The following is a 19,007-nucleotide window of genomic DNA, read 5'->3' as shown; positions in this document are numbered from 1 at the left end:
CTCAGGGCGGTCCCGCCTCCCGCTTCATCTCCACGAGCAGGTCCTCCAGGGCATCGAGACGCGCGGTCCAGAAGACTTCGTAGGCCTGGAGCCACCGGTGAGCCTCCATCAGGGCCATCGGCTCGAGGCGGCAGAGATGCGAGCGCCCGCGCACCTGCCGCGTCACGAGCCCGGCGGCCTCCAGGGTCTTCACATGCTTCGAGACGGCGACGCTCGACATCGGAAAGGCCGGCGCGAGCTCGGCGAGCTTGAGCGGTTTGTCGGCCAGCATCCGCACGATCGCCCGACGCGTCGGATCGGCGAGGGCGTGGAACAGGGCGTCCAGCGTCGCGTCGGATAAGTAAACCATACGGTATTATGAAAAACCAATTGGTTTTATGTCAAGACGTTCTCTCGGATGGGCCGCGGGCGCCGCCGGTGGGGCCCAGGCCTCCAGGCGTCGATCCGCGCGCCTTCTCGGACGCCACAGGCGCGTGACGCGTCTGGACGGGAAGCGCGGCGGTGAGCGGTCTCGTGATCGGTCCCCTCGACCTTCGGAGGTTGTGGCATCGCGAACGTCGGTCCGGGTCGCCGTTCCACCGGAGCGCCGCGCGACTCGCGAGCCGAACCGGGCCGCGCAGACCACCTGTCCCCGTCATCGAGATCGGCCCCGCAGCGGCTGCGCATCGGTCCTGGTCGGGGTGGCGAGCAGATCCGTTGACCGCTACGGAGGATGCAGATGGCGGTCGTACCGCCTCGTGCTTCACGACGCCCGGGCCATGACATCGACACGTGATAGCGGACCGACGGTCACCGTTCTGATCTCCGGAGGCTTCGAGCTCGCCTATCGCATGGCGATCCCGAGCTTCGAGCAGGAAACAGGCATCAAGATCGAGACCCGGTCGGGCGCGTCGCAAGGACGTGGCCCGAAGACGATCCGCTACCAGCTTGACCACGGTGCCGAGGTCGACGTGGTCATCCTGTCCAACGAAGGGCTGCATGAACTCGTCGACGCGAGGCTGATCGCCGAGGGCTCGATTGCCGAGCTTGCGACCGCGCCCCTCGCGGCTGCCGTTCAGACGGGCGCGCCGAAGTTCGATGTCAATTCAGTCGCGGCTCTCACCCGGACCTTGCTGGATGCCCGCCTCGTCGTGATGCCGGGCAGCACCAGTGGCCTCTTCATCCAGAGGGAGATCCTTCCCGCGCTCGGCGTCGCCGACAACGTTCGCTTGAAGGTCTACCCACGAGGAACCGACTCGGCCGCCGCGCTAGCGGCCGGCGAGGCCGATCTCGCGTTGGGGCCCATCAGCGAACTCGTCAACATTCCTGGCATCGAGCCGGTCGGTGTTCTTCCCGACGCGGTCCAACTCGTCCAGACGTTCAGCGCAGCCACGGTGGCGGCGGCCAAGACCCCGGATCTGGCGGAACGGCTGATCGGGTTCCTACAGTCCGACAAGGCCGAAGCCGCGATGAGACAAGTCGGGATGGAGCCGCTGCGGTCACGTCGCGGATCGCCTGCCCAGTGATCGGCCCCCACGAGGCGGTGCGAGTTCAGCGTTCGTGCAGGGTCGATCGAGCGAGCGCGGTCGGTTTTCGAGAGGTCCGGGTCACGGCGCGGAACACGGCGGCCGTTCAGGGCGGTAATGCGCGCGAAGTGCCCGGAAGGTTAGCTGGAGCGGGCGATCGGGATCGAACCGACGACATTCAGCTTGGGAAGCTGACGTTCTACCACTGAACTACGCCCGCCGACATGGTCGGCACGGATACGGTCTGTCGCGGAGCGCGAACTCCGAACGGCGCCGTGCGCTCATGTACGGCCATGATCTAGCAGTTCCACGGCGACGGCGTCAAACGGGTCCGGCATCTCCCGGTCGTGATCCCCGGGCGACCCCGCGTGAGCCCGGCGCGGCGTCCCGGCCGGGTCGGCGGAACGCCGCGGCGCGCGAGCCGTTTCGCTCGAAGGAGCGCGCGTGGCGCCGGACCGAGACCCTGCTGACACCATGTGCGGAATCTGCGGCGAGATCTGCTTCGACCGGCCGGCGGACCCCGCCGCCGTCGACGCGATGATGGGATCTCTGCGGCCGCGCGGGCCCGACGCAGCGGGGCTCTTCGGTTCCGGCCGGGTCGTTTTCGGCCATCGCAGGCTCAAGATCATCGACCTGTCCGAGGCCGGGCAGCAGCCCATGATCGATCCCGCCCTCGGGCTCGCGATCGTGTTCAACGGCTGCATCTACAATTTCCGCGCGCTGCGCGCCGAACTCGAGGCGAAGGGCTACGCGTTCTTCTCGACGAGCGACACCGAAGTGGTGCTCAAGGCCTTCCACGCCTGGGGACCTGCCTGCGTCGAGCGCTTCGCCGGCATGTTCGCCTTCGCGATCCTGGAGCGGGATTCCGGGCGAGTCGTGCTGGCGCGCGACCGGCTCGGCGTGAAGCCGCTCTATTACAGCGAGACGAAGGGCCGCTTCCGCTTCGCCTCGTCGCTCCCGGCCCTGCTCGCCGCCGGAGACGTCGATACCGCGGTCGATCCGGTCGCGCTCCACCACTACATGAGCTGGCACGCGGGCGTCCCGGCCCCGCTCACCATCCTCAAGGGCGTGCGCAAGCTGCCACCGGCGACGATCCTGATGATCGAGCGGGACGGGACGCGGCACGCGTCGACCTACTGGACCCTGGCGATCGGCCCCCGCGCGGCCGACCGTGGCCGGACCGAGGCGGACTGGCGCGAGGCCGTCCTCGACGCCCTCGGCACCGCGGTCGAGCGCCGGCAGGTCGCCGACGTCCCGACGGGGGTTCTCCTCTCGGGCGGCCTGGACAGCTCGCTGCTGGTGGCCCTGCTGGCGCGCGGTGGCCAGCGCGGCCTCAAGACCTTCTCGGTGGGCTTCGACGCGGTCAACGGCGTCGAAGGCGACGAGTTCAAGTACTCGGACATCATCGCCGAGACCTTCGCCACCGACCACACGAAGCTCGCGGTCGACGGCACCCGGACGCTGGAGGCGCTGCCCGCGGCCATCGCGGCGATGTCGGAGCCGCAGATGAGCCACGACGCGGTGGCCTTCCTCCTGCTCTCGCAGGAGGTCGCCAGGCACGTGACGGTGATCCAGAGCGGGCAAGGCGCCGACGAAGTGTTCGGCGGCTATCACTGGTATCCGAAGCTGATGGGCTCGACGGACCCGGTCGCCGACTACGCGAAAGCGTATTTCGACCGCGACCATGCCGAGATGCGGGAGGCCCTGACGCCCGACATGGTCGGCGGCGATCACAGCACCGACTACATCGCGACCTTCTTCGCGAACTCGCGGAGCGACAGCGCCATCGACAAGACTCTGCAACTCGACCAGGAGGTCATGATGGTCGACGATCCGGTCAAGCGGGTCGACAACATGACGATGGCCTGCGGCCTCGAGGCGCGGGTGCCGTTCCTCGACCACGACCTCGTCGAGCTGGCGGCCCGCATCCCGGCGGAGCTCAAGGTCCGGGACGGCGGCAAGTACATCCTCAAGGAGGCCGCGCGGACGATCGTCCCGGCCGAGGTGATCGACCGCGAGAAGGGGTATTTCCCCGTTCCGGCGCTGAAGCACATCCGCGGCCCGTTCCTCGACTACGTCCGCGACGTGCTGGACCGGCCCGAGGCGCGCGCGCGTGGCATCTTCAACCGCGCCTACGTCGATCATCTGCTCGCCGATCCCGACGGCACGCTGACGCCCAAGGGCAACTCGAAGCTCTGGCAGGTGGCCCTCATGGAGAGCTGGCTCCAGACGCACGGCGTCTGAGACGGGCCGCGGCACGCCTTTCGCGACGGATCGTGATCGACCGCGCGCTCAAGGTGCCGCGCTTTGTCCACGATCGTCCCGGATCAGCCGGTCGACAGACACCCGGAGAAGCCCGTCGATGTGCCGCTGGATCGCCTATGCGGGACGCACCATCCCGCTGGAGCACTACGTCACCGAGCCGTCCCACAGCCTCGTCTCGCAGAGCATCGCGGCGCTCGAATCGACCGCGGCGACCAACGGCGACGGGTTCGGGCTCGGCTGGTACGGCGATCACCCGGAGCCCGGCCGGTACCGCGAGGTCCAGCCCGCCTGGTCGGACGACAACCTGCGCTACCTGTGCCGGCACCTGCACTCGCACCTGTTCTTCGCGCACGTGCGCGCCGCGACCGGCACGCCGATCACCCGGCCGAACTGCCATCCCTTCGCCTGCGGTCCGTGGCTGTTCATGCACAACGGCTATATCGGCGACTGGAGCCGCCTGCGGCGCCCGGTCGAGGCGCTGATCCCGGACGAGCTGTACCCGTCGCGCGCGGGGACCACCGATTCCGAGGCGATCTTCCTCGGGCTGCTGGGCTGCGGCCTGATGGGACCGGGGCCGCGCCGCGATCCTGTCGAGGCGACGGCGCGCGCGCTCGCGCGCCTCACGGATCTCGCCGGGCCGCATCCGTTCCGGTTCACCGCGGCGCTGGCCGACGGGCGCGATCTCTACGCGTTCCGCTACGCCGCGAACGACAAGGCGAACTCGCTCTACTACCGCGCTTCGGAGGGCGGCGTGGTCGTCGCCTCGGAGCCGCTCGACCGGGACCACGGCACTTGGACGACGGTCGCCGAGAACAGCGTGCTCGTCGCGCGGCGGGACGCGCCGGTGGAGATCCTGTCGCTGGCGCAGTTCGGCCTGACCGCGCCGCCGGTCGATGACTCGGTCCGCCGGCTGCGCGCCTGAGCGACTCCGCTCAGGCGACGCGGGAGAGGCTGCCGCTCTGCGAACCCTGCGTGCTGCGGGCGGAATCGTAGGCGCGATTGCGCAGGGCGGTCTCGCTCGGGAGCTGGTCGATCACGTTGCCGGACGACGGATCGACCACCTGGAACACGATCGAGCTGGTGTCCGGATCCTGGATGTAGCGCGCCTTGCCGCCGTTCGTGCCGATGTCGAGCTTCACCGCGGGCTCGAGCGGCTTGGCGGAGGTCTCGGGCTCGGGCGCCTGCTGGGTCACGGCGGCGGCGGCCGTCGCTCCGAGCGCGTCGAGGCCCTGCGGCCCCGGCGTCGTGGATGTCAGCGTTCGGATCTCCATCGCCGGTCTCCTGCGATCCTGTGATCGAAGGATTGAGGCGCGGTCCTGCCTAATCGTTCCTTAATGGCGACCGCCGGTCCACCGGATGATGCGGCGGGATCGGAGATGCGATGAACATCGCGTTACCGGGGCGACACAAATCCGTGCTGAATTTTCTCCTGGGTCGACTCGGTGCCCAGCCGGTTCGTCTTCCCGCGACCGGGCCGCGGCCCGCCCCGCGCAGCGTGGAGTACGCAATGTACAGGATCTCGGCGATGCTCGTCTTGGCGACGAGTCCGGCGCTCGCCGCGCCGGCCGCCGCTGGCGATCCGGGGACGCGCGCGCCGTTCATCCGCGAGCACCGCTGCGCCGTCGTGGAGCGTCTCGACGCCATCCACAGGCGCGGGCCGGTCGACGTCTCGCGCGACCGCTTCATCGTCGTCGCGCCGCACGGACAGGCGCAGCGCTACGTCCAGTGCATCTTTCAGGATCGGGATACGCGGATGTTCTGCGAGGCCGCGTCGGGCGCCTACGGGCCATCCGGCCGAAGGCGCCTGCGGCTGGATGCGACGGCACGGCAGGCGCTGGCGGCGCTCGGATACGTCCAGGCGGACCCGGCGGAGAACTTCTCGCGCCTGGTGGAGCTGGGATCGCCGCCCGACACGGGCATCGCCGCGGATCTGATGCTCGCGGCGCTGCACGATGCCTACGGCGCCCGCCCGGGCGACATTCTCGATATCGAGGACCCGCACGGCGGAACGCCGGGGCGGGGCTGCGGCGCGCCCGAATCCTGAGCGGACCGGGCGCGCCGCCATCTCACTCGGCGGCGTCGACGTAGAGCTTGCCGCCCTCGGCCAGGAACTCCTGCGACTTCGCCCGCATGCCGGCCTCGGCCTCGGCCTTCGACATCGCGGGCGCCGCGCCCACGACTTCGCCGGCCTCCTCCATCGCCAGCACCTCGGCGCGCAGGTCCTGCGTGATCTTCATCGAGCAGAATTTCGGCCCGCACATCGAGCAGAAATGCGCGACCTTGTGGGCGTCCTTCGGCAGGGTCTCGTCGTGGAAGCGCCGGGCGGTATCCGGATCGAGGCCCAGGTTGAACTGATCCTCCCAGCGGAAGTCGAACCGGGCGCGGCTGAGCGCGTCGTCCCGGAGCTGCGCGGCGGGATGCCCCTTGGCGAGGTCGGCGGCGTGGGCGGCGATCTTGTAGGTGATGACGCCGGTCTTCACGTCGTCTCGGTCCGGCAGGCCGAGATGCTCCTTCGGGGTGACGTAGCAGAGCATCGCGGTGCCGAACCAGCCGATCATGGCGGCGCCGATGCCCGAGGTGATGTGATCGTAGCCCGGGGCGATGTCGGTGGTCAGCGGGCCGAGGGTGTAGAACGGCGCCTCGCCGCACTCCTTCAGCTGCTTCTCCATGTTGACCTTGATCTTGTGCATCGGCACGTGGCCGGGGCCTTCGATCATCACCTGGCAGCCCTTGTCCCAGGCGACCTTGGTCAGCTCGCCGAGCGTCTCCAGCTCGCCGAACTGCGCGGCGTCGTTGGCGTCGGCGATTGAGCCCGGGCGCAGGCCGTCGCCCAGGGAGAACGAGACGTCGTAGGCCCGCATGATGTCGCAGATCTCGTCGAACCGCTCGTAGAGGAACGATTCCCGGTGCCCGGCCAGGCACCAGCGCGCCATGATCGAGCCTCCGCGGGAGACGATGCCGGTGACGCGCCGGGCGGTCAGCGGCACGTGGGCGAGCCGCACGCCGGCATGGATCGTGAAGTAGTCGATGCCCTGCTCGGCCTGCTCGATCAGCGTGTCCTTGAAGACCTCCCAGTCGAGCTTGAGCGGGTCGCCGCCGACCTTCTCCAGCGCCTGGTAGATCGGCACTGTGCCGATCGGGACCGGGCTGTTGCGGATGATCCACGAGCGGATGTTGTGGATGTTGCGGCCGGTGGACAGGTCCATGACCGTGTCGGCGCCCCAGCGGATCGACCAGACGAGCTTCTCGACCTCGTCGGCGGCCGAGGAGGTCACGGCGGAGTTGCCGATGTTGGCGTTGATCTTGACCAGGAAGTTCCGGCCGATCGCCATCGGCTCCAGCTCGGTGTGGTTGATGTTGGCCGGGATGATCGCCCGGCCGCGGGCGATCTCATCGCGCACGAATTCCGGGGTGATGAAGGGCGGGACCGAGGCCCCGAAGCTCTGGCCGTCCGCGAGCGCGGCCTCGGCGCCCGCGAGCATGGCCTCGCGGCAGACGTTCTCGCGATGGGCGACGTAGATCATCTCCTCGGTGATGATCCCCGCGCGGGCGAACTCGTACTGGGTCACCATCTGGCCCGGGGCCGCCTTGCGGATGGTCCGCTCGGCGGGGCAGGGGGCCACGAGCTTATCGCCCGCGAATCCGTTATCCTCGGGCTTCACCGCGCGCGGCGCGACGGCCGCGTAACCGCGGGCCGCGACCCAGGGCTCGCGCACGCCGGGAAGGCCGGCGTTGAGGTCGATGCGGGCATCGGTCTCGGTGTAGGGGCCCGACGGGTCGTAGACCCGCACCGGCTCCTCCTTCGGATCGGAGAGGACGATCTCGCGATAGGGAACGCGGATGTCCGGCCGCCCGGCCGGGTTCGCGTACGCCTTGCGCGATCCAGTGACCGGACCCGTGGTCACGGTCTCGGGGCTGCCTTTCACGTCCTTCGGGAGAACGGGTGCGTTCATCGTGGGCCTCTCCTCGTGCTGGAGCGGTCCGGTCCACGCGATGGCCGAGATGAGATGAGGTCGCGCGAGATGCGACCGCAGGTTCCCGTCCCTCCGCCGGTATGAGCCGGATCAGGTTCAAGGGTCAGGGCAGCGTGCCCAATCTCAGCCCTCTTCAGGGCCCCCCTCGGAACGGTTCCAGACTCGGGCCCGCGGGCCGCTTTGTCAATGCTGACCGGCCGCCCTAGAAAACACATCCCCGAAACCGTTCGTCCGAACGCACGCGTCCTCCGGTACTCAATCGCACCGCAATGCGCCTCATCGCCGGCCTCCTGCTCGCCGCGCTCCTCCTCTGCGGGCTGGCCTGCGCCGCGCTCGCGCTCGGGCAGCGCCGGTTCCTCTATCCGGGCGCCTTCGGGCCGCAGAACCCGTGGACGATCCCGCCGGGCCTCGCGACGATCACGGTCGCGACCCCCGACGGCGAGACCCTGCACGGCCTGTGGCGGCCTCCGCGGCCGGGCTGCGGCGTCGTCGTGAGCTTCCACGGCAACGGGTCCCGCCCCGAGCCGCACGCGGCCCGCTTCGCCGCGGAGCCCTGGCGGGCGCGCGGCTGGGGCGTGCTCACTGTGGCCTATCGCGGCTATCCCGGCTCCACCGGCAGCCCCAGCGAGGACGGGCTGATCCGCGACGGGCTGGCGGCCGTCGAGGCCGCGCGGGCGCGGGCGCCCGACGCGCCGATCCTCCTCCACGGACACTCCCTCGGGGCCGCCGTGGCCGTGGCCGTCGCCGAACGGGTGCCGACGATCGGCCTGTACCTGGAGGCGCCGTTCGACTCGATGACCCACACCGTGCGGCTGCATGTCCCGCTAGCCCCGATCTGGCTCCTGCGCGACACGTACCGCTCGGATCTGCGCATCCGCGACGGGTCGGCGCCCGTGCTGATCGTGCAGGGCCGCGACGACACGGTGGTGCCGGCCAAGCTGGCGCGGAACCTCGCCGAGGCGGCCGGCCAGCGGGCGCGGATCGACGTGATCCCCGGGGACCACGTCTCCATCCTGGGGAGCCGGGATCGCGAGGCCGAGGCGCTGTTCGGACAGAGCGTCGGTCCGGCCTGCCCGCAACCGGTGGATCAGCAGGGGTAGGAGAGGGAGGCTCGCGTGGTCGGACGGCGCTCGCAGCGCTGGAGCGCCGAGGATCCGGACGCGCCGGGCGTCCCGGGCCCGCCGGACCCGGTCTGCCCCCTCTGCGAGCGCCCGATCCCGCGCCACGCCCGCTCCAGCCTCCATCACCTCACGCCGAAGCTGAAGGGCGGGACCCATCGCGGCACGGTCCGGCTGCACCAGATCTGCCACTCGGCGATCCACGCCCGCTACAGCGAGGCGGAGATCGCCAAGCGCCTCGCCGACGTCGAGGCCTTGCGCGCCGATCCGGAGATCGCGCGCTTCCTCGTCTGGGTCCGCGGCAAGCCCGACGATTTCCACGCCGCCACGCGCATGACCCGCGAGCGGAAGTCGGCGCGCCGCAAGATCTGACACCTGCCCGGCCGGCGTTTACCGGGCGTTCGTCACATCCGCAGGTGGCCGCCGCCCCGTTCCTTGCCGTCAACCCGAACCGGTCCAGGATCGCCCCGATCGCGAGGGTTGGGACGATGGCCGGGGTGGGTGATACGGGGGATCGGCTCGCCTGGGTCGATATCGCCAAGGGGATCTGCATCCTCCTGGTCGTCATGATGCATTCGGTCATCGGCACCGGCGAGGCCATGGGCGGCGAGGGCTTCCTCCACCCGGTCGTCGCCTTCGCGAAGCCGTTCCGGATCCCGGACTTCTTCCTGCTCTCCGGCCTGTTCGTGGGACGGGTGATCGACCGCGACTGGCGCCTGTTCTCCGACCGCCGGGTGGTCCACTTCGCCTATTTCTACCTGCTCTGGCTGGTGATCCAGTCGGTCGCCAAGTACGGCAAGATCGTCGGCGATGCCGGCCCCGCGGCCTTCGCGGCGCATCTCGCCCACGCGCTGATCGAGCCCTATTCCAGCCTCTGGTTCATTTACCTGCTCGCGGTGTTCTCGGTGGTCACCAAGGCCCTGCGCCGCGTGCCCGGCGGCGTGCTCCTCGCCGGCGCCGCCCTGCTGCAGATCGCCGACATCCGCAGCGAGTCGACCCTGATCGAGGAGTTCTGCGCCCGCTACGTCTACTTCGTCGCGGGCTACCTCTTCGCCGGGCGGATCTTCGCGCTCGCCGACGCGGCGCGCCGCCGCGTCCCACTCGCACTCTGCGGTTTGGCGGCCTGGGCGGTCCTGGAAGGCTGGCTCGCGCTGACCCCGTCGGGCCTGCCGGATCATCCGACCCTCGCCAGCCTGCCGCTGGTGAGCCTCGCCCTCGGCGGGGCCGGAGCCCTCGCGATCGTGGTGGCGGCGGCTCTCATCGGCCGCGCCGGCGGTCCGGCCGCCGAGGCGGTCCGGACCTGCGGCCAGCGCTCGATCGTGATCTACCTGGCCTTCTCGCTGCCGATGGCGGCGACGCGGGAGATCCTCGTGCGCACCGGCGCGATCACCGATATCGGCCTCGCGAGCCTGACCGTCATGGCGACGGCGGTGATCCTGCCGCTGGTGCTGGAGCGGCTGGTCCGCGGGACGGCGCTCGACCTGCTGTTCGTCCGGCCGCGCCTGTTCCGGCTGGCCGGGTCCGGGCCTAAGCCGAGCCCGGCCCTGCAGGCGACCTGAGGGACCTCAGCCGTCGAAGGCGATACCGATCCGCCGGCTGCGCCGCCACGCCACGGTGGCCGGGCGCGGTTCGGTGCCCGTGCTGACACGAAGCGCGAAGCGGTCCGGCACGGCCTGATCGTCCTCGACCTCGATCTGCGCGCCGACGTCGGTGGCGTCCCAGACCAGGCAGCTCACCTCGCCGCCGTCGAGCAGCACGGCGCCGAACGTGAAGGCGTTCTTCCGGAAGGTGCCGCGGCGATTCTCCGTCATCAGCTCCTCCGTCCCGTCTCGTGGCTCCGCGGAGCCGGACGATGCCGGATCGCGGTTAACAGGGCAAATACGTTCCCGTGCCTGCCCTGCTCGACCGAGATCAGTACTCGTCGGGATCACCCCGGTAGCGGCGTGGCCCCGGCCCGTAATCGTCGTCGTAGGAGCGGCGCGGCGGCGGGCGGTCGTAGTCGCGGCGGTCGCGGTAGGCGTCGCGCCGGTCGTCGTAGCCGTCATTTCGGTAGCCGCCCCCGCCGCCGTAGGCACCCCCGCCGCCACCGCCGTAGCCTCCGCCGCCGTAGCCCCCACCGCCGCCCGCGTTGATCCGCGGGGCGTACCAGCAGCTCTTCGCCTGGCCCGGCGCCGGATCGCCGAAGGTCTGGGTGTTGCAGGGCACGACGCCGCCCTGCGGGAACGGCCGGCCGTTCGTCCGGCCGGGCACGCCGTAATAGACGTTGGTGGGATAGGGCATCCGGCAGACGCCGCCCTCCTGCGCGCAGCCGACCAGGTTCACCGTGTCGAGCTGGTAGGCCTGGGCCGGGGCGGGTGCCAGCGCGCCGCCTCCCAGCGTGATGGCCCCGAAGGCCAGAGCGATCCGAATCTGCACGTCCCCGATTCCCCCGTGGTTTGCGGTGCGGGTGCCGAATAATCCGGTCGGCGGCTTCCGGCCAGCGGCCGCGCTCGCTATGGCGTCGCACCAGGATGCGCGCGGGCCGGTCCGCGGCCGGCGCGACGGTGATCGGGCGGAACGCCCCGTCGTCGGACGGGAGACGGCGCCCCGGGAGGCCTTGATGAGGGATGCGTCCGCGCAGGAGCTTCTGCTGCTCAGCGCGCTCCAAGAATGCCGGATCCAGCTCGACGCGGCGCGCAAGGACGAGGCGGCCCGCGCCGCCGTCCGGGAGGAGCTCGAGGCCGCGCTCCGGCGCGAGGCCGCTCTCGCGGCGGCGATCGTGGAGGAGCGCGAGCGGACCGAGGCCGTCCGCCTCGTGCTTCAGGCGCTGCTGATGAGCGTCCGCCGGTTCGGTCTGCGCCGGCGCCTGTTCGGGGCGCGCATCGCCCGGCTCGGCCGCGAGACGCCGGATTCCGGTCCGCAGGCGGCCCGCCATCCCGTGCTGCTCGCCGAGGCGCGACGGGTGCTGGGTAAGCCATCGCCCGAACCGCCGGCCGAGCGGTGATGGCGGTCGCCGCCCGAGCGCCGCCCGAGCGCCGCGCGGCGCGGCTCCTCACGGCCCGGCGCCGGCGTCTCCTGGCGCCGCGGCCAGGACGATCAGGGCCGTCAGAACGCCGAGCGGCAGGACGATGCTGCCGAAGGCGAGATGGGCGATCCCGAAGGCGCCGAACAGCGCGCCCGCGGCGAAGGCCGCGATCGCCAGGAGCACGCGCAGGAACCTCTCCCGGGTCTGATCGCGCTGTGGGCCGCGTCCCAGGACGAGGTCGGTCGCGTCGATGACGGCCTGGCTGACGCTCACCGTCATGACCGTCGTGGGGGCGAGATGGCCGAGAGACAGGCGGCCGATGGCGTTCTGTAACCCCATGGCCGCGACCGCGAGCATGCCGACGGCGATGGAAGCGGCACTGTCCGCTCCGCCGAGGGGCGACCAGACGGTGCCACACAACCCGAATCCCGCGAGCAGGGTCACCTCGACGGCGAGGAGGCAGGGCAGGGGGTCGAAAGCCCGCCGCTCCAGCGCCAGGGCCAGGATTCGAGCTCCCGCCACCGCTCCGACGAAGACGGGCAGCGCCAGGAGCTTGGCAACCACGCCGCTGGAGCTCGCCACTAACTCGGCGCCGATCAGGACGAAGTTGCCGGTGACGTGAGCGGTGAAGAGTCCGGTCAGGGCGATGAAGGCCGCCGCGTCGACGAAGCCGGCGACGAATGCCAGGGCGGCGCCGGCGAAGGGACCGGTCCCCGGTCTCCGAGCTCGCGCGGGACGGGTCATCGTCTCAGTCGGCGAAGGGCGTCGCCGTCAGGCCGACCGGCATCCGCGGATTGGCGAAGTAGTCGGGCCAGCGATCGCAGAGATACAGGATCGCGACCAGCACGGTGGCGATCGCCAGCAGGGAGGCGAGCACCTCTGTGACCTGCGTCGCCCATTTCCCGAGCGTCGGGATCGCCATGAGGCCGCCGACGAACAGCGTGGTCACGATAACGGGTGCGGTCATCGGGCAAGGCTTCGCGGCGCGGCTCTGGGACGGGGTTGTCCCGAACCCTAACGCTGCGCGGCGCCCGCAGGTTACCGATATCGGTTATCGTGACTCATGATAGGCAACCCGAACATCGAGCTCCTGCGCTCGTTCCTGGCCGTCATCGAGAGCCGCAGCTTCACCGCCGCGGCGCAGGCTCTCGGTCTGCGGCAATCCACGGTGAGCGGGCACATCGCCCGGCTCGAGCAGGCGCTCGGTCGCGCGCTCCTGACGCGGGACACCCACCGGGTCGCGCCCACGCCGGACGGTCAGGCCATGATCGGCTTCGCCCGCGACGTGGTGGACGCGCAGGATCGGCTGCGCGCCTTCTTCTCGCCGGAAGGCCTGCGCGGCCGTATCCGGCTCGGCGTCTCCGAGGACTACACCCTGTCGACCCTGGCACAGGTCCTGGCCCGCTTCGCCGATCGGCACGACGCGGTCGATCTGCAGATCACGGTCGGGCTGAGCCGCGCCCTCTACCAGGGCTACGATGCGGGCGAGCTCGACGTGATCTTCTGCAAGCGGCGGCGCGGCGACCCGCGCGGGACCTTGGCCTGGGCGGAGGATCTGATCTGGACGGGCCGGCCCGGCCTCGTGCCGGATCGAGCCAAGCCCTTGCCCCTTGTGCTCTACCCGCCACCGTTGATGACCCGCACCTTGGCGCTCGACGCCCTCGAGGCGGTGGGCCGGTCCTGGCGGGTGGCCTGCACCAGCGGAAGCCTGATGGGGCTGCGGGCCGCCGTCGAGGCGGGCCTGGGCATCGCGCCGCACTCGGCCAAGATCCTGCCGCCGGGCCTCGCCGCGATCTCCGAGGCGGCCGGCCTGCCGCCGCTCGGCGCGGTCGAGTTCGTCGTGCTCGGCCCGGGTCGCCACCACGCGGCGGCGACCGCGCTGCAGGAGACGATCCTGGCGAGCACCGGCGAGCTTCAGGGCGCCGCGCGCTAGGGCGGCGTCCTCCCGGCACGCGGTGGCCGGGCTCGATCCCGACCGTCCGGCGCGGTCCTTAACGGATTGGCCAGCCTTTTTCCGCACCGTACCGCGAAGCGGTCACAAACGGTTTCGACAAGGATCGCCGGCGGTGCCGGCCCCGGTGTCGTTGCCGGACGGGGCGCGAAACCGCCGCATTTGGCGTGCGGAAACCGTCCTGCGGCGTGCCTGACGGTCGCGCATCGCGGCGGAACATTCGAGAACGGGATGCATGGCCAAGGGTCGGGGCAGGATTGAGCCGAACTTCGACGTGCCCGAAGGGCGCGCGCGGGATCGCGGCGAACTCGACCTGCGCCTGACCCGTGAGGACCGCCCCGGGGCAGGAGACGGCGTGGCGAAGCGATCGGGCGGCGGAGCGCGGCAGCCGAACAAGGCGCCGGCGCGGACAACGGGGCGGGCGAAGGCCTCGGGTCGCGGCCGACGCCGGCGTTCCTGGCTCGGCCGCATCGTCTACGGCTGCGTCGTCCTCGGCCTCTGGGGGGTGATCGGGCTCGCGGGGCTCATCGCTTACCACGCCTCGCAGCTGCCGCCGATCGACCAGCTCGCGGTGCCGAAGCGTCCGCCCAACATCGCGATCCTGGCGAGCGACGGCTCCCTGCTCGCCAACCGCGGCGAGACCGGCGGCCGCGTCGTGTCGATCAAGGAGCTGCCGCCCTACCTGCCGCGCGCCTTCGTGGCGATCGAGGATCGGCGCTTCTACCAGCATTTCGGCGTCGACCCGGTCGGCATCATGCGGGCCATCGGCCAGAACCTGACCCGGCGCGGTGTGGCGCAGGGCGGCTCGACCCTCACCCAGCAGCTCGCCAAGAACCTGTTCCTGACCCCGGAGCGCTCGGCCTCGCGCAAGATCCAGGAGGCGATCCTCGCGCTCTGGCTCGAGCACAAGTACACGAAGGACGAGATCCTCGAACTCTACCTGAACCGCGTCTATTTCGGCGCCGGCGCCTACGGTGTCGAGGCGGCGGCGCAGCGCTATTTCGGCAAGCCCGCCAAGGAGGTGAGCCTCGCGCAGGCCGCGATGCTCGGCGGCCTCGTGCAGGCGCCCTCGCGCCTTGCCCCGAACCGCAACCTCCCGGCCGCCCAGGCCCGCGCCGCGCAGGTGCTCGCCGCCATGCAGGAGCTGGGCTTCGCGTCGGGGCAGGACGTCAAGGTGGCACTCGCCCAGCCGGCGAGGCCCGCCAACGCCCGCGGCGGCGGGTCGGCCAACTACGTCGCCGACCTCGTGATGGACGTGCTCGACGATTACGTCGGCAAGTTCGACACCGACATCACAGTCCAGACCACGGTCGATCCGAGCCTCCAGGCGGCCGCCGAGAAGGCGCTCACCGACGAGCTCAACGCCAAGGGCACGCGCTACAACGTCAGCCAGGGGGCGCTGGTCTCGATGCGGCCGGACGGCGCCATCCGCGCCCTGATCGGCGGCCGCGACTACGCGCAGAGCCAGTTCAACCGGGCCACGACCGCCAAGCGTCAGCCCGGCTCCTCGTTCAAGCCCTTCGTTTACCTCGCGGCCGTGGAGCACGGCGCCACGCCCGACACGGTCCGGGAGGACGCGCCGATCCGGATCGGCAACTGGGCGCCGGAGAACTACTCCCACCGCTACGAGGGTCCCGTCACCCTGCGGACAGCGCTCGCCCAGTCGCTCAACACCGTCGCGGTGCGCCTCGGCCAGGAGGTCGGGCCGAAGACCGTGGTCCAGACCGCCCAGCGGCTCGGCATCACCTCGCCGCTCCAGGCCAACGGCTCTATCGCCCTCGGCACGTCCGAGGTCACGCTCCTGGAGATGGTCGGCGCCTACGGGGCCTTCGCCAACGGCGGCATCGGCGTGATCCCCTACGTGGTCACCGCCGTGAAGAGCCAGGACGGGAAGGTCCTCTACAAGCGCTCCGACAACGGTCTGGGCCGGGTCATCGACGCCAACGCCGACGGCATGATGAACGCCATGATGCACGAGACCTTCGTCAGCGGCACCGGCAAGAAGGCCGACATCCCCGGCTGGGACCTCGCGGGCAAGAGCGGCACCACCCAGGATTACCGCGACGCGTGGTTCATGGGCTTCTCGGGCAGCCTCGTGACCGGCGTCTGGCTCGGCAACGACGACGGCGAGCTCACCAAGAAGGTCACCGGCGGCAACCTGCCGGCGGAGATCTGGAAGACCTATATGACCCAGGCCCTGAAGGGGCAGACGCCGGTCCCGCTCCCGGGCCTCAACCGCTGGCGCCGCCAGCCGGAAACGACCGCCTCGGTGGCGAGTGCCGCCCCGGCGGGCCCGGGCGGGCTCCTGGGCCAGATCCTCGGCGAGCCGGAGGCCCCGGCGCCGCGCCAGGCCGCGCCGTCGCGGCGCGCCCCGAAGGACGACCGCAACTTCATCGAGAAGCTGTTCGGCATCGGTGACTGACACTCCGCGGTCTCCGCGTTCGTCGGGACCAGGCGACGGCGCGCGCGTCGCGGGCGAGAGGCGGCCCGCGGCGTGCGCCGTCGCGCATCCGCGCGACTACGCCCGGGCTCCGGCCCAAGGCGACCGCGTCGAGGCGGGACTGACAGCCGCGGCGGCCTGTATTTGTATTAGCGGTGATTCAGCGCTTCTTAGTGCCGCCAATAACCGCTTTTTCAATCTTCGTGGACGTAAGATCGGGTGAACAGTAAGCCCGTCAACCGCAATGGCGCGGTTCGTGGCAGCCCGATCGAGCCCATGCTCCTGCGCGCGACCGCTACAGCGATCAGAGCTCACCTGGACGATTGCGCCTCGCGCCTGATCGCGGCGGCCGGCACATGCCTGCTGCTCTGCCTCGCGCTGCTCGGCGTCTATCTCTGCCTGGATCTGCGGGACGTCGCTTGGCACAACGCCCGCCGCAACGCCGGGAATCTCCTGGCGGTGATCGAGGAGGGCGTCGGCCACAGCCTGCGGGTCTACGACCTCTCGCTGCGGAACTCCGCACGGCTCGCGAGCCGCGCCGACATCGCGGCCCTGGACCCGGATATTCGGCGCCTGGCGCTGTTCGACACGGCTGTGGCGGGCTCCGGCCTCGGTCCGATTGCCGTCACGGACGCGGCCGGCGACGTCCGGCTGACGAGCGATCCCGGCGTGCAGACCCGGCCCAACATGCGCACGCTGCCGGAATTCGAGTTCCATCGGTCGAATCCCGAAGGCGGCCTGATCCTGTCCGGGCCGACCGTATCTCTCATGACCGGTGAGCCCATCATCCGCATGACCCGGCGGATCCGGACGCCCGACGGCTCATTCGCCGGGATCGTGTCGGGATCGATCAGGCTCGCGCATTTTCAGGCGCTGTTCGAGCGCCTGCATTTCGACGACGGCATCGCTCTGAACGTCTTCCACCGGGATGGGACGCTGCTGATCCGGGCGCCGGCACGGCCGGAGGCGCTCGGCCAGAACATCAGCGCGAGCCCCGGCTACAAGATGTACCGGGCCAAGCCGCGCGGCGAGTTCCAGGGACGCTCGTTCCTCGACGGCGTCGAGCGGGTCTACAGCTTCGCCGACCTCGACGACCTGCCGCTGATCGTGACCGTGGCGACGGACGTCGACAGCATCCGCAGCGTCTGGATCTACAAGGCGGCGATCGTCGCCGTCCTGATCCTGTGCCTCTGCCTCCTCGCCTTCGGCCTGACGATCCTGCTGCACCGGGAGGTCGGGCGCCACGTGGCCGCGGAGGCCTCCAGCCGCGAGGCCAACGCCGCGCTCGCCGTGCTCGCGCGGACCGACGGCCTGACGGGCCTGCCGAACCGGCGCAGCTACGACGAGCACTTCGCCGTGGAGTGGAAGCGGGCCGCACAGCTGCGGACGCCCCTGGCGCTGTTGATCGTCGATGCCGACCACTTCAAGCAGTTCAACGACCGCTTCGGTCACCAGCGCGGCGACGAGGCGCTGAAGGCGGTGGCGGAGTGCCTGCAACGCACCCTCGATACCGCCGGGCTGAGCTTCCGGATCGGCGGCGAGGAGTTCGTCGCCCTGTTGCCGGGCGTCGACGCGACGGCCGCCAGCGTCGCGGCGGAGCGCGTCCGCCGGGCCGTGGTGAACCTCCGCATCCCCCACGCCCCGGAGGTCGGGGGCATCGCGACGGTGAGCATCGGCGTCGCCTGTGCCGACCCGGCCGGCGGCGATCCGCCCGAAGGGCTGTTCACGGCGGCCGACGCGGCCCTCTACGCGGCCAAGAAGGCCGGGCGCAACCGTGTCCGCGCCGCCGCGCCGGCGGATCCCGTGGCCCTGGCGCTGCGGGCCTGAGCGGCCCCGCCGCTCACAGCATCGGCAGCATCCGGGGCCGCGGTCCGCGCGGGAAATGCGCGTCGATCAGGGCGATCTCGGCCGCGCCCAGGTGCAGGTCCGCCGCGCCGGCATTCTCGACGGCCCGGTCCGGGCGACCGGTCTTGGGGATCGTGAACGTGCCCGGCAGCCGGGTCAGGTAGGCGAGGGCCACCGCGTAGGGCGTCGTGCCGTGGTTCTGCGCGATGCCCGCCAGGACGCGGCCGCCCGCGCTGGCCGGATCGGGGAAGTCGCCGCTGCCGAAGGGCGAGTAGCCCACCATGGCGACGCCGTGCTTCTCGCACCAGGGCAGCACGGCGTGCTCGATGGCCCGCTCGTTCAGGTGGTAGAGGACCTGATTGCAGGCGATCCGGTCCGGCCCCGCGATGGCCCGGACGCGATCGAGATCCTCGACGTCGAAGTTGCTGACGCCCCAGGACAGGATCTTGCCGGCCCGGCGCAGATCCTCGAAGCCCGCGATCGTCTCCTCGAGCGGGTGCTGGCCCGGCCAGTGCAGCAGGTAGCAGTCCAGCCGGTCCGTCCGCAGACGCTGGAGCGACGCCTCACAGGCCCGCGCGACGCCCCGGCGCGTCGCGTTGCCCGGCACCACCTTGGAGACGAGGAACACCTCCTCGCGGCAATCCGCGACGGCGGCGGCGACGATCGCCTCGGCGTCCCCGTACATCTCCGCGGTGTCGATATGGGTCATGCCGGCGTCGATCCCGGCCCGCAGCGCCCGGACCGCGTCCGTCCGGTCCGAACTGTCGATGTGCCACGTGCCCTGGCCGATAACCGGCACAGAGACGCGCGTCGCGCCGAAGCTCCTGGCGTACATGGCAGCGCTCCCTCTTCGCTGTCACAGGGGGTTGCTGGCGGCGGTCCGGTCGAGTCCCGGGCCGCCGGCG

Annotated in this window: 19 protein-coding genes, 1 tRNA gene and 1 riboswitch; of the genes, 11 read left to right on the top strand and 9 right to left on the bottom strand. The window is 70.9% G+C overall.

Going from position 1 to position 19,007, the window contains the following annotated elements:
* Position 1: 1 nt before the first annotated feature.
* Positions 2-349, bottom strand: a complete 348-nt coding sequence (locus ACLBYB_RS12200) for an ArsR/SmtB family transcription factor (RefSeq protein WP_447698920.1) — start codon at positions 347-349, stop codon at positions 2-4.
* A 409-nt stretch (positions 350-758) separates the two neighbouring features.
* Between ACLBYB_RS12200 and ACLBYB_RS12195 the strand changes: the two genes are divergently transcribed.
* Positions 759-1,505, top strand: coding sequence for a substrate-binding domain-containing protein (locus ACLBYB_RS12195; protein WP_447698919.1), 747 nt, complete (start codon positions 759-761; stop codon positions 1,503-1,505).
* Positions 1,506-1,650: 145 nt separating this feature from the next.
* On the opposite strand, the gene ACLBYB_RS12190 is transcribed toward ACLBYB_RS12195, so the two are convergent.
* Positions 1,651-1,725, bottom strand: a tRNA-Gly gene (locus ACLBYB_RS12190).
* Between the two features lie 254 nt (positions 1,726-1,979).
* Between ACLBYB_RS12190 and ACLBYB_RS12185 the strand changes: the two genes are divergently transcribed.
* Positions 1,980-3,749 (top strand): N-acetylglutaminylglutamine amidotransferase, encoded by a 1,770-nt coding sequence (locus ACLBYB_RS12185; RefSeq protein WP_447698918.1) that lies wholly within the window; start codon positions 1,980-1,982, stop codon positions 3,747-3,749.
* A 118-nt stretch (positions 3,750-3,867) separates the two neighbouring features.
* Positions 3,868-4,692 (top strand): class II glutamine amidotransferase, encoded by an 825-nt coding sequence (locus tag ACLBYB_RS12180; protein WP_447698917.1) that lies wholly within the window; start codon positions 3,868-3,870, stop codon positions 4,690-4,692.
* A gap of 10 nt (positions 4,693-4,702) precedes the next feature.
* Here the strand turns inward: ACLBYB_RS12180 and ACLBYB_RS12175 are convergent, their stop codons facing one another.
* A complete protein-coding gene (locus tag ACLBYB_RS12175; RefSeq protein ID WP_020092829.1) occupies positions 4,703-5,041 on the bottom strand; it encodes a flagellar protein FlaG in 339 nt (112 codons plus the stop codon).
* A gap of 254 nt (positions 5,042-5,295) precedes the next feature.
* Here ACLBYB_RS12175 and ACLBYB_RS12170 point away from each other — a divergent pair, with 254 nt between their 5' ends.
* Complete coding sequence (locus tag ACLBYB_RS12170) at positions 5,296-5,814, top strand: TY-Chap domain-containing protein (protein ID WP_447698916.1); 519 nt, start codon at positions 5,296-5,298, stop codon at positions 5,812-5,814.
* Between the two features lie 22 nt (positions 5,815-5,836).
* Here the strand turns inward: ACLBYB_RS12170 and thiC are convergent, their stop codons facing one another.
* A complete protein-coding gene (gene thiC, locus ACLBYB_RS12165) occupies positions 5,837-7,723 on the bottom strand; it encodes a phosphomethylpyrimidine synthase ThiC (protein ID WP_091680898.1) in 1,887 nt (628 codons plus the stop codon).
* Positions 7,724-7,794: 71 nt separating this feature from the next.
* Positions 7,795-7,900: riboswitch (TPP riboswitch) on the bottom strand.
* A gap of 113 nt (positions 7,901-8,013) precedes the next feature.
* Here thiC and ACLBYB_RS12160 point away from each other — a divergent pair.
* The 3 genes from ACLBYB_RS12160 (at position 8,014) to ACLBYB_RS12150 (ending at position 10,421) form a co-directional block, all read left to right on the top strand.
* Positions 8,014-8,844, top strand: coding sequence for an alpha/beta hydrolase (locus ACLBYB_RS12160; protein WP_447698915.1), 831 nt, complete (start codon positions 8,014-8,016; stop codon positions 8,842-8,844).
* Between the two features lie 15 nt (positions 8,845-8,859).
* Positions 8,860-9,234 carry a restriction endonuclease gene (locus ACLBYB_RS12155; protein WP_447698914.1) on the top strand — a complete coding sequence of 125 codons (375 nt, stop codon included), beginning with the start codon at positions 8,860-8,862 and terminating at the stop codon, positions 9,232-9,234.
* A gap of 116 nt (positions 9,235-9,350) precedes the next feature.
* Positions 9,351-10,421 carry an acyltransferase family protein gene (locus ACLBYB_RS12150; protein WP_447698913.1) on the top strand — a complete coding sequence of 357 codons (1,071 nt, stop codon included), beginning with the start codon at positions 9,351-9,353 and terminating at the stop codon, positions 10,419-10,421.
* A 6-nt stretch (positions 10,422-10,427) separates the two neighbouring features.
* Here the strand turns inward: ACLBYB_RS12150 and ACLBYB_RS12145 are convergent, their stop codons facing one another.
* Complete coding sequence (locus ACLBYB_RS12145; protein ID WP_020092823.1) at positions 10,428-10,673, bottom strand: hypothetical protein; 246 nt, start codon at positions 10,671-10,673, stop codon at positions 10,428-10,430.
* A gap of 100 nt (positions 10,674-10,773) precedes the next feature.
* Positions 10,774-11,277 carry a hypothetical protein gene (locus ACLBYB_RS12140; RefSeq protein ID WP_091680853.1) on the bottom strand — a complete coding sequence of 168 codons (504 nt, stop codon included), beginning with the start codon at positions 11,275-11,277 and terminating at the stop codon, positions 10,774-10,776.
* A gap of 184 nt (positions 11,278-11,461) precedes the next feature.
* On the opposite strand from ACLBYB_RS12140, the gene ACLBYB_RS12135 reads away from it, so the two are divergent.
* Positions 11,462-11,845: a hypothetical protein gene (locus ACLBYB_RS12135; RefSeq protein ID WP_026604872.1), complete on the top strand. Its 384-nt coding sequence runs from the start codon at positions 11,462-11,464 to the stop codon at positions 11,843-11,845.
* Between the two features lie 48 nt (positions 11,846-11,893).
* Here ACLBYB_RS12135 and ACLBYB_RS12130 read toward each other — a convergent pair whose 3' ends face one another.
* The gene (locus tag ACLBYB_RS12130) at positions 11,894-12,610 is read right to left on the bottom strand and encodes a YoaK family protein (RefSeq protein WP_447698912.1); all 717 of its coding nucleotides are present in this window, start codon (positions 12,608-12,610) and stop codon (positions 11,894-11,896) included.
* Between the two features lie 4 nt (positions 12,611-12,614).
* Positions 12,615-12,833, bottom strand: a complete 219-nt coding sequence (locus tag ACLBYB_RS12125; RefSeq protein WP_447698911.1) for a hypothetical protein — start codon at positions 12,831-12,833, stop codon at positions 12,615-12,617.
* A gap of 96 nt (positions 12,834-12,929) precedes the next feature.
* Between ACLBYB_RS12125 and ACLBYB_RS12120 the strand changes: the two genes are divergently transcribed.
* The 3 genes from ACLBYB_RS12120 to ACLBYB_RS12110 all read left to right on the top strand — a co-directional run bounded on the left by ACLBYB_RS12120 (position 12,930) and on the right by ACLBYB_RS12110 (position 18,084).
* A complete protein-coding gene (locus tag ACLBYB_RS12120) occupies positions 12,930-13,799 on the top strand; it encodes a LysR family transcriptional regulator (RefSeq protein WP_447698910.1) in 870 nt (289 codons plus the stop codon).
* 253 nt (positions 13,800-14,052) lie between these two features.
* Positions 14,053-16,239 (top strand): transglycosylase domain-containing protein, encoded by a 2,187-nt coding sequence (locus ACLBYB_RS12115; RefSeq protein ID WP_447698909.1) that lies wholly within the window; start codon positions 14,053-14,055, stop codon positions 16,237-16,239.
* A gap of 294 nt (positions 16,240-16,533) precedes the next feature.
* Positions 16,534-18,084, top strand: coding sequence for a diguanylate cyclase (locus ACLBYB_RS12110; RefSeq protein ID WP_447698908.1), 1,551 nt, complete (start codon positions 16,534-16,536; stop codon positions 18,082-18,084).
* 13 nt (positions 18,085-18,097) lie between these two features.
* Here the strand turns inward: ACLBYB_RS12110 and ACLBYB_RS12105 are convergent, their stop codons facing one another.
* On the bottom strand, positions 18,098-18,937 hold the full coding sequence (locus ACLBYB_RS12105) for an aldo/keto reductase (protein ID WP_056527978.1): 840 nt from the start codon (positions 18,935-18,937) through the stop codon (positions 18,098-18,100).
* Between the last annotated feature and the right edge of the window lie 70 nt (positions 18,938-19,007).

This window comes from Methylobacterium sp. D54C, from assembly GCF_053345595.1.
This window is presented reverse-complemented; position numbering and strand designations above follow the sequence as displayed.

What these genes read in the sequence shown, in the direction of transcription:
- ACLBYB_RS12200 (WP_447698920.1), bottom strand. Translation starts at nt 349, where the DNA reads ATGGTTTACTTATCCGACGCGACGCTGGACGCCCTGTTCCACGCCCTC.
- ACLBYB_RS12195 (WP_447698919.1), top strand. Translation starts at nt 759, where the DNA reads ATGACATCGACACGTGATAGCGGACCGACGGTCACCGTTCTGATCTCC.
- ACLBYB_RS12185 (WP_447698918.1), top strand. Translation starts at nt 1,980, where the DNA reads ATGTGCGGAATCTGCGGCGAGATCTGCTTCGACCGGCCGGCGGACCCC.
- ACLBYB_RS12180 (WP_447698917.1), top strand. Translation starts at nt 3,868, where the DNA reads ATGTGCCGCTGGATCGCCTATGCGGGACGCACCATCCCGCTGGAGCAC.
- ACLBYB_RS12175 (WP_020092829.1), bottom strand. Translation starts at nt 5,041, where the DNA reads ATGGAGATCCGAACGCTGACATCCACGACGCCGGGGCCGCAGGGCCTC.
- ACLBYB_RS12170 (WP_447698916.1), top strand. Translation starts at nt 5,296, where the DNA reads ATGCTCGTCTTGGCGACGAGTCCGGCGCTCGCCGCGCCGGCCGCCGCT.
- thiC (WP_091680898.1), bottom strand. Translation starts at nt 7,723, where the DNA reads ATGAACGCACCCGTTCTCCCGAAGGACGTGAAAGGCAGCCCCGAGACC.
- ACLBYB_RS12160 (WP_447698915.1), top strand. Translation starts at nt 8,014, where the DNA reads ATGCGCCTCATCGCCGGCCTCCTGCTCGCCGCGCTCCTCCTCTGCGGG.
- ACLBYB_RS12150 (WP_447698913.1), top strand. Translation starts at nt 9,351, where the DNA reads ATGGCCGGGGTGGGTGATACGGGGGATCGGCTCGCCTGGGTCGATATC.
- ACLBYB_RS12145 (WP_020092823.1), bottom strand. Translation starts at nt 10,673, where the DNA reads ATGACGGAGAATCGCCGCGGCACCTTCCGGAAGAACGCCTTCACGTTC.
- ACLBYB_RS12135 (WP_026604872.1), top strand. Translation starts at nt 11,462, where the DNA reads ATGAGGGATGCGTCCGCGCAGGAGCTTCTGCTGCTCAGCGCGCTCCAA.
- ACLBYB_RS12130 (WP_447698912.1), bottom strand. Translation starts at nt 12,610, where the DNA reads ATGACCCGTCCCGCGCGAGCTCGGAGACCGGGGACCGGTCCCTTCGCC.
- ACLBYB_RS12125 (WP_447698911.1), bottom strand. Translation starts at nt 12,833, where the DNA reads ATGACCGCACCCGTTATCGTGACCACGCTGTTCGTCGGCGGCCTCATG.
- ACLBYB_RS12120 (WP_447698910.1), top strand. Translation starts at nt 12,930, where the DNA reads ATGATAGGCAACCCGAACATCGAGCTCCTGCGCTCGTTCCTGGCCGTC.
- ACLBYB_RS12115 (WP_447698909.1), top strand. Translation starts at nt 14,053, where the DNA reads ATGGCCAAGGGTCGGGGCAGGATTGAGCCGAACTTCGACGTGCCCGAA.
- ACLBYB_RS12110 (WP_447698908.1), top strand. Translation starts at nt 16,534, where the DNA reads ATGCTCCTGCGCGCGACCGCTACAGCGATCAGAGCTCACCTGGACGAT.
- ACLBYB_RS12105 (WP_056527978.1), bottom strand. Translation starts at nt 18,937, where the DNA reads ATGTACGCCAGGAGCTTCGGCGCGACGCGCGTCTCTGTGCCGGTTATC.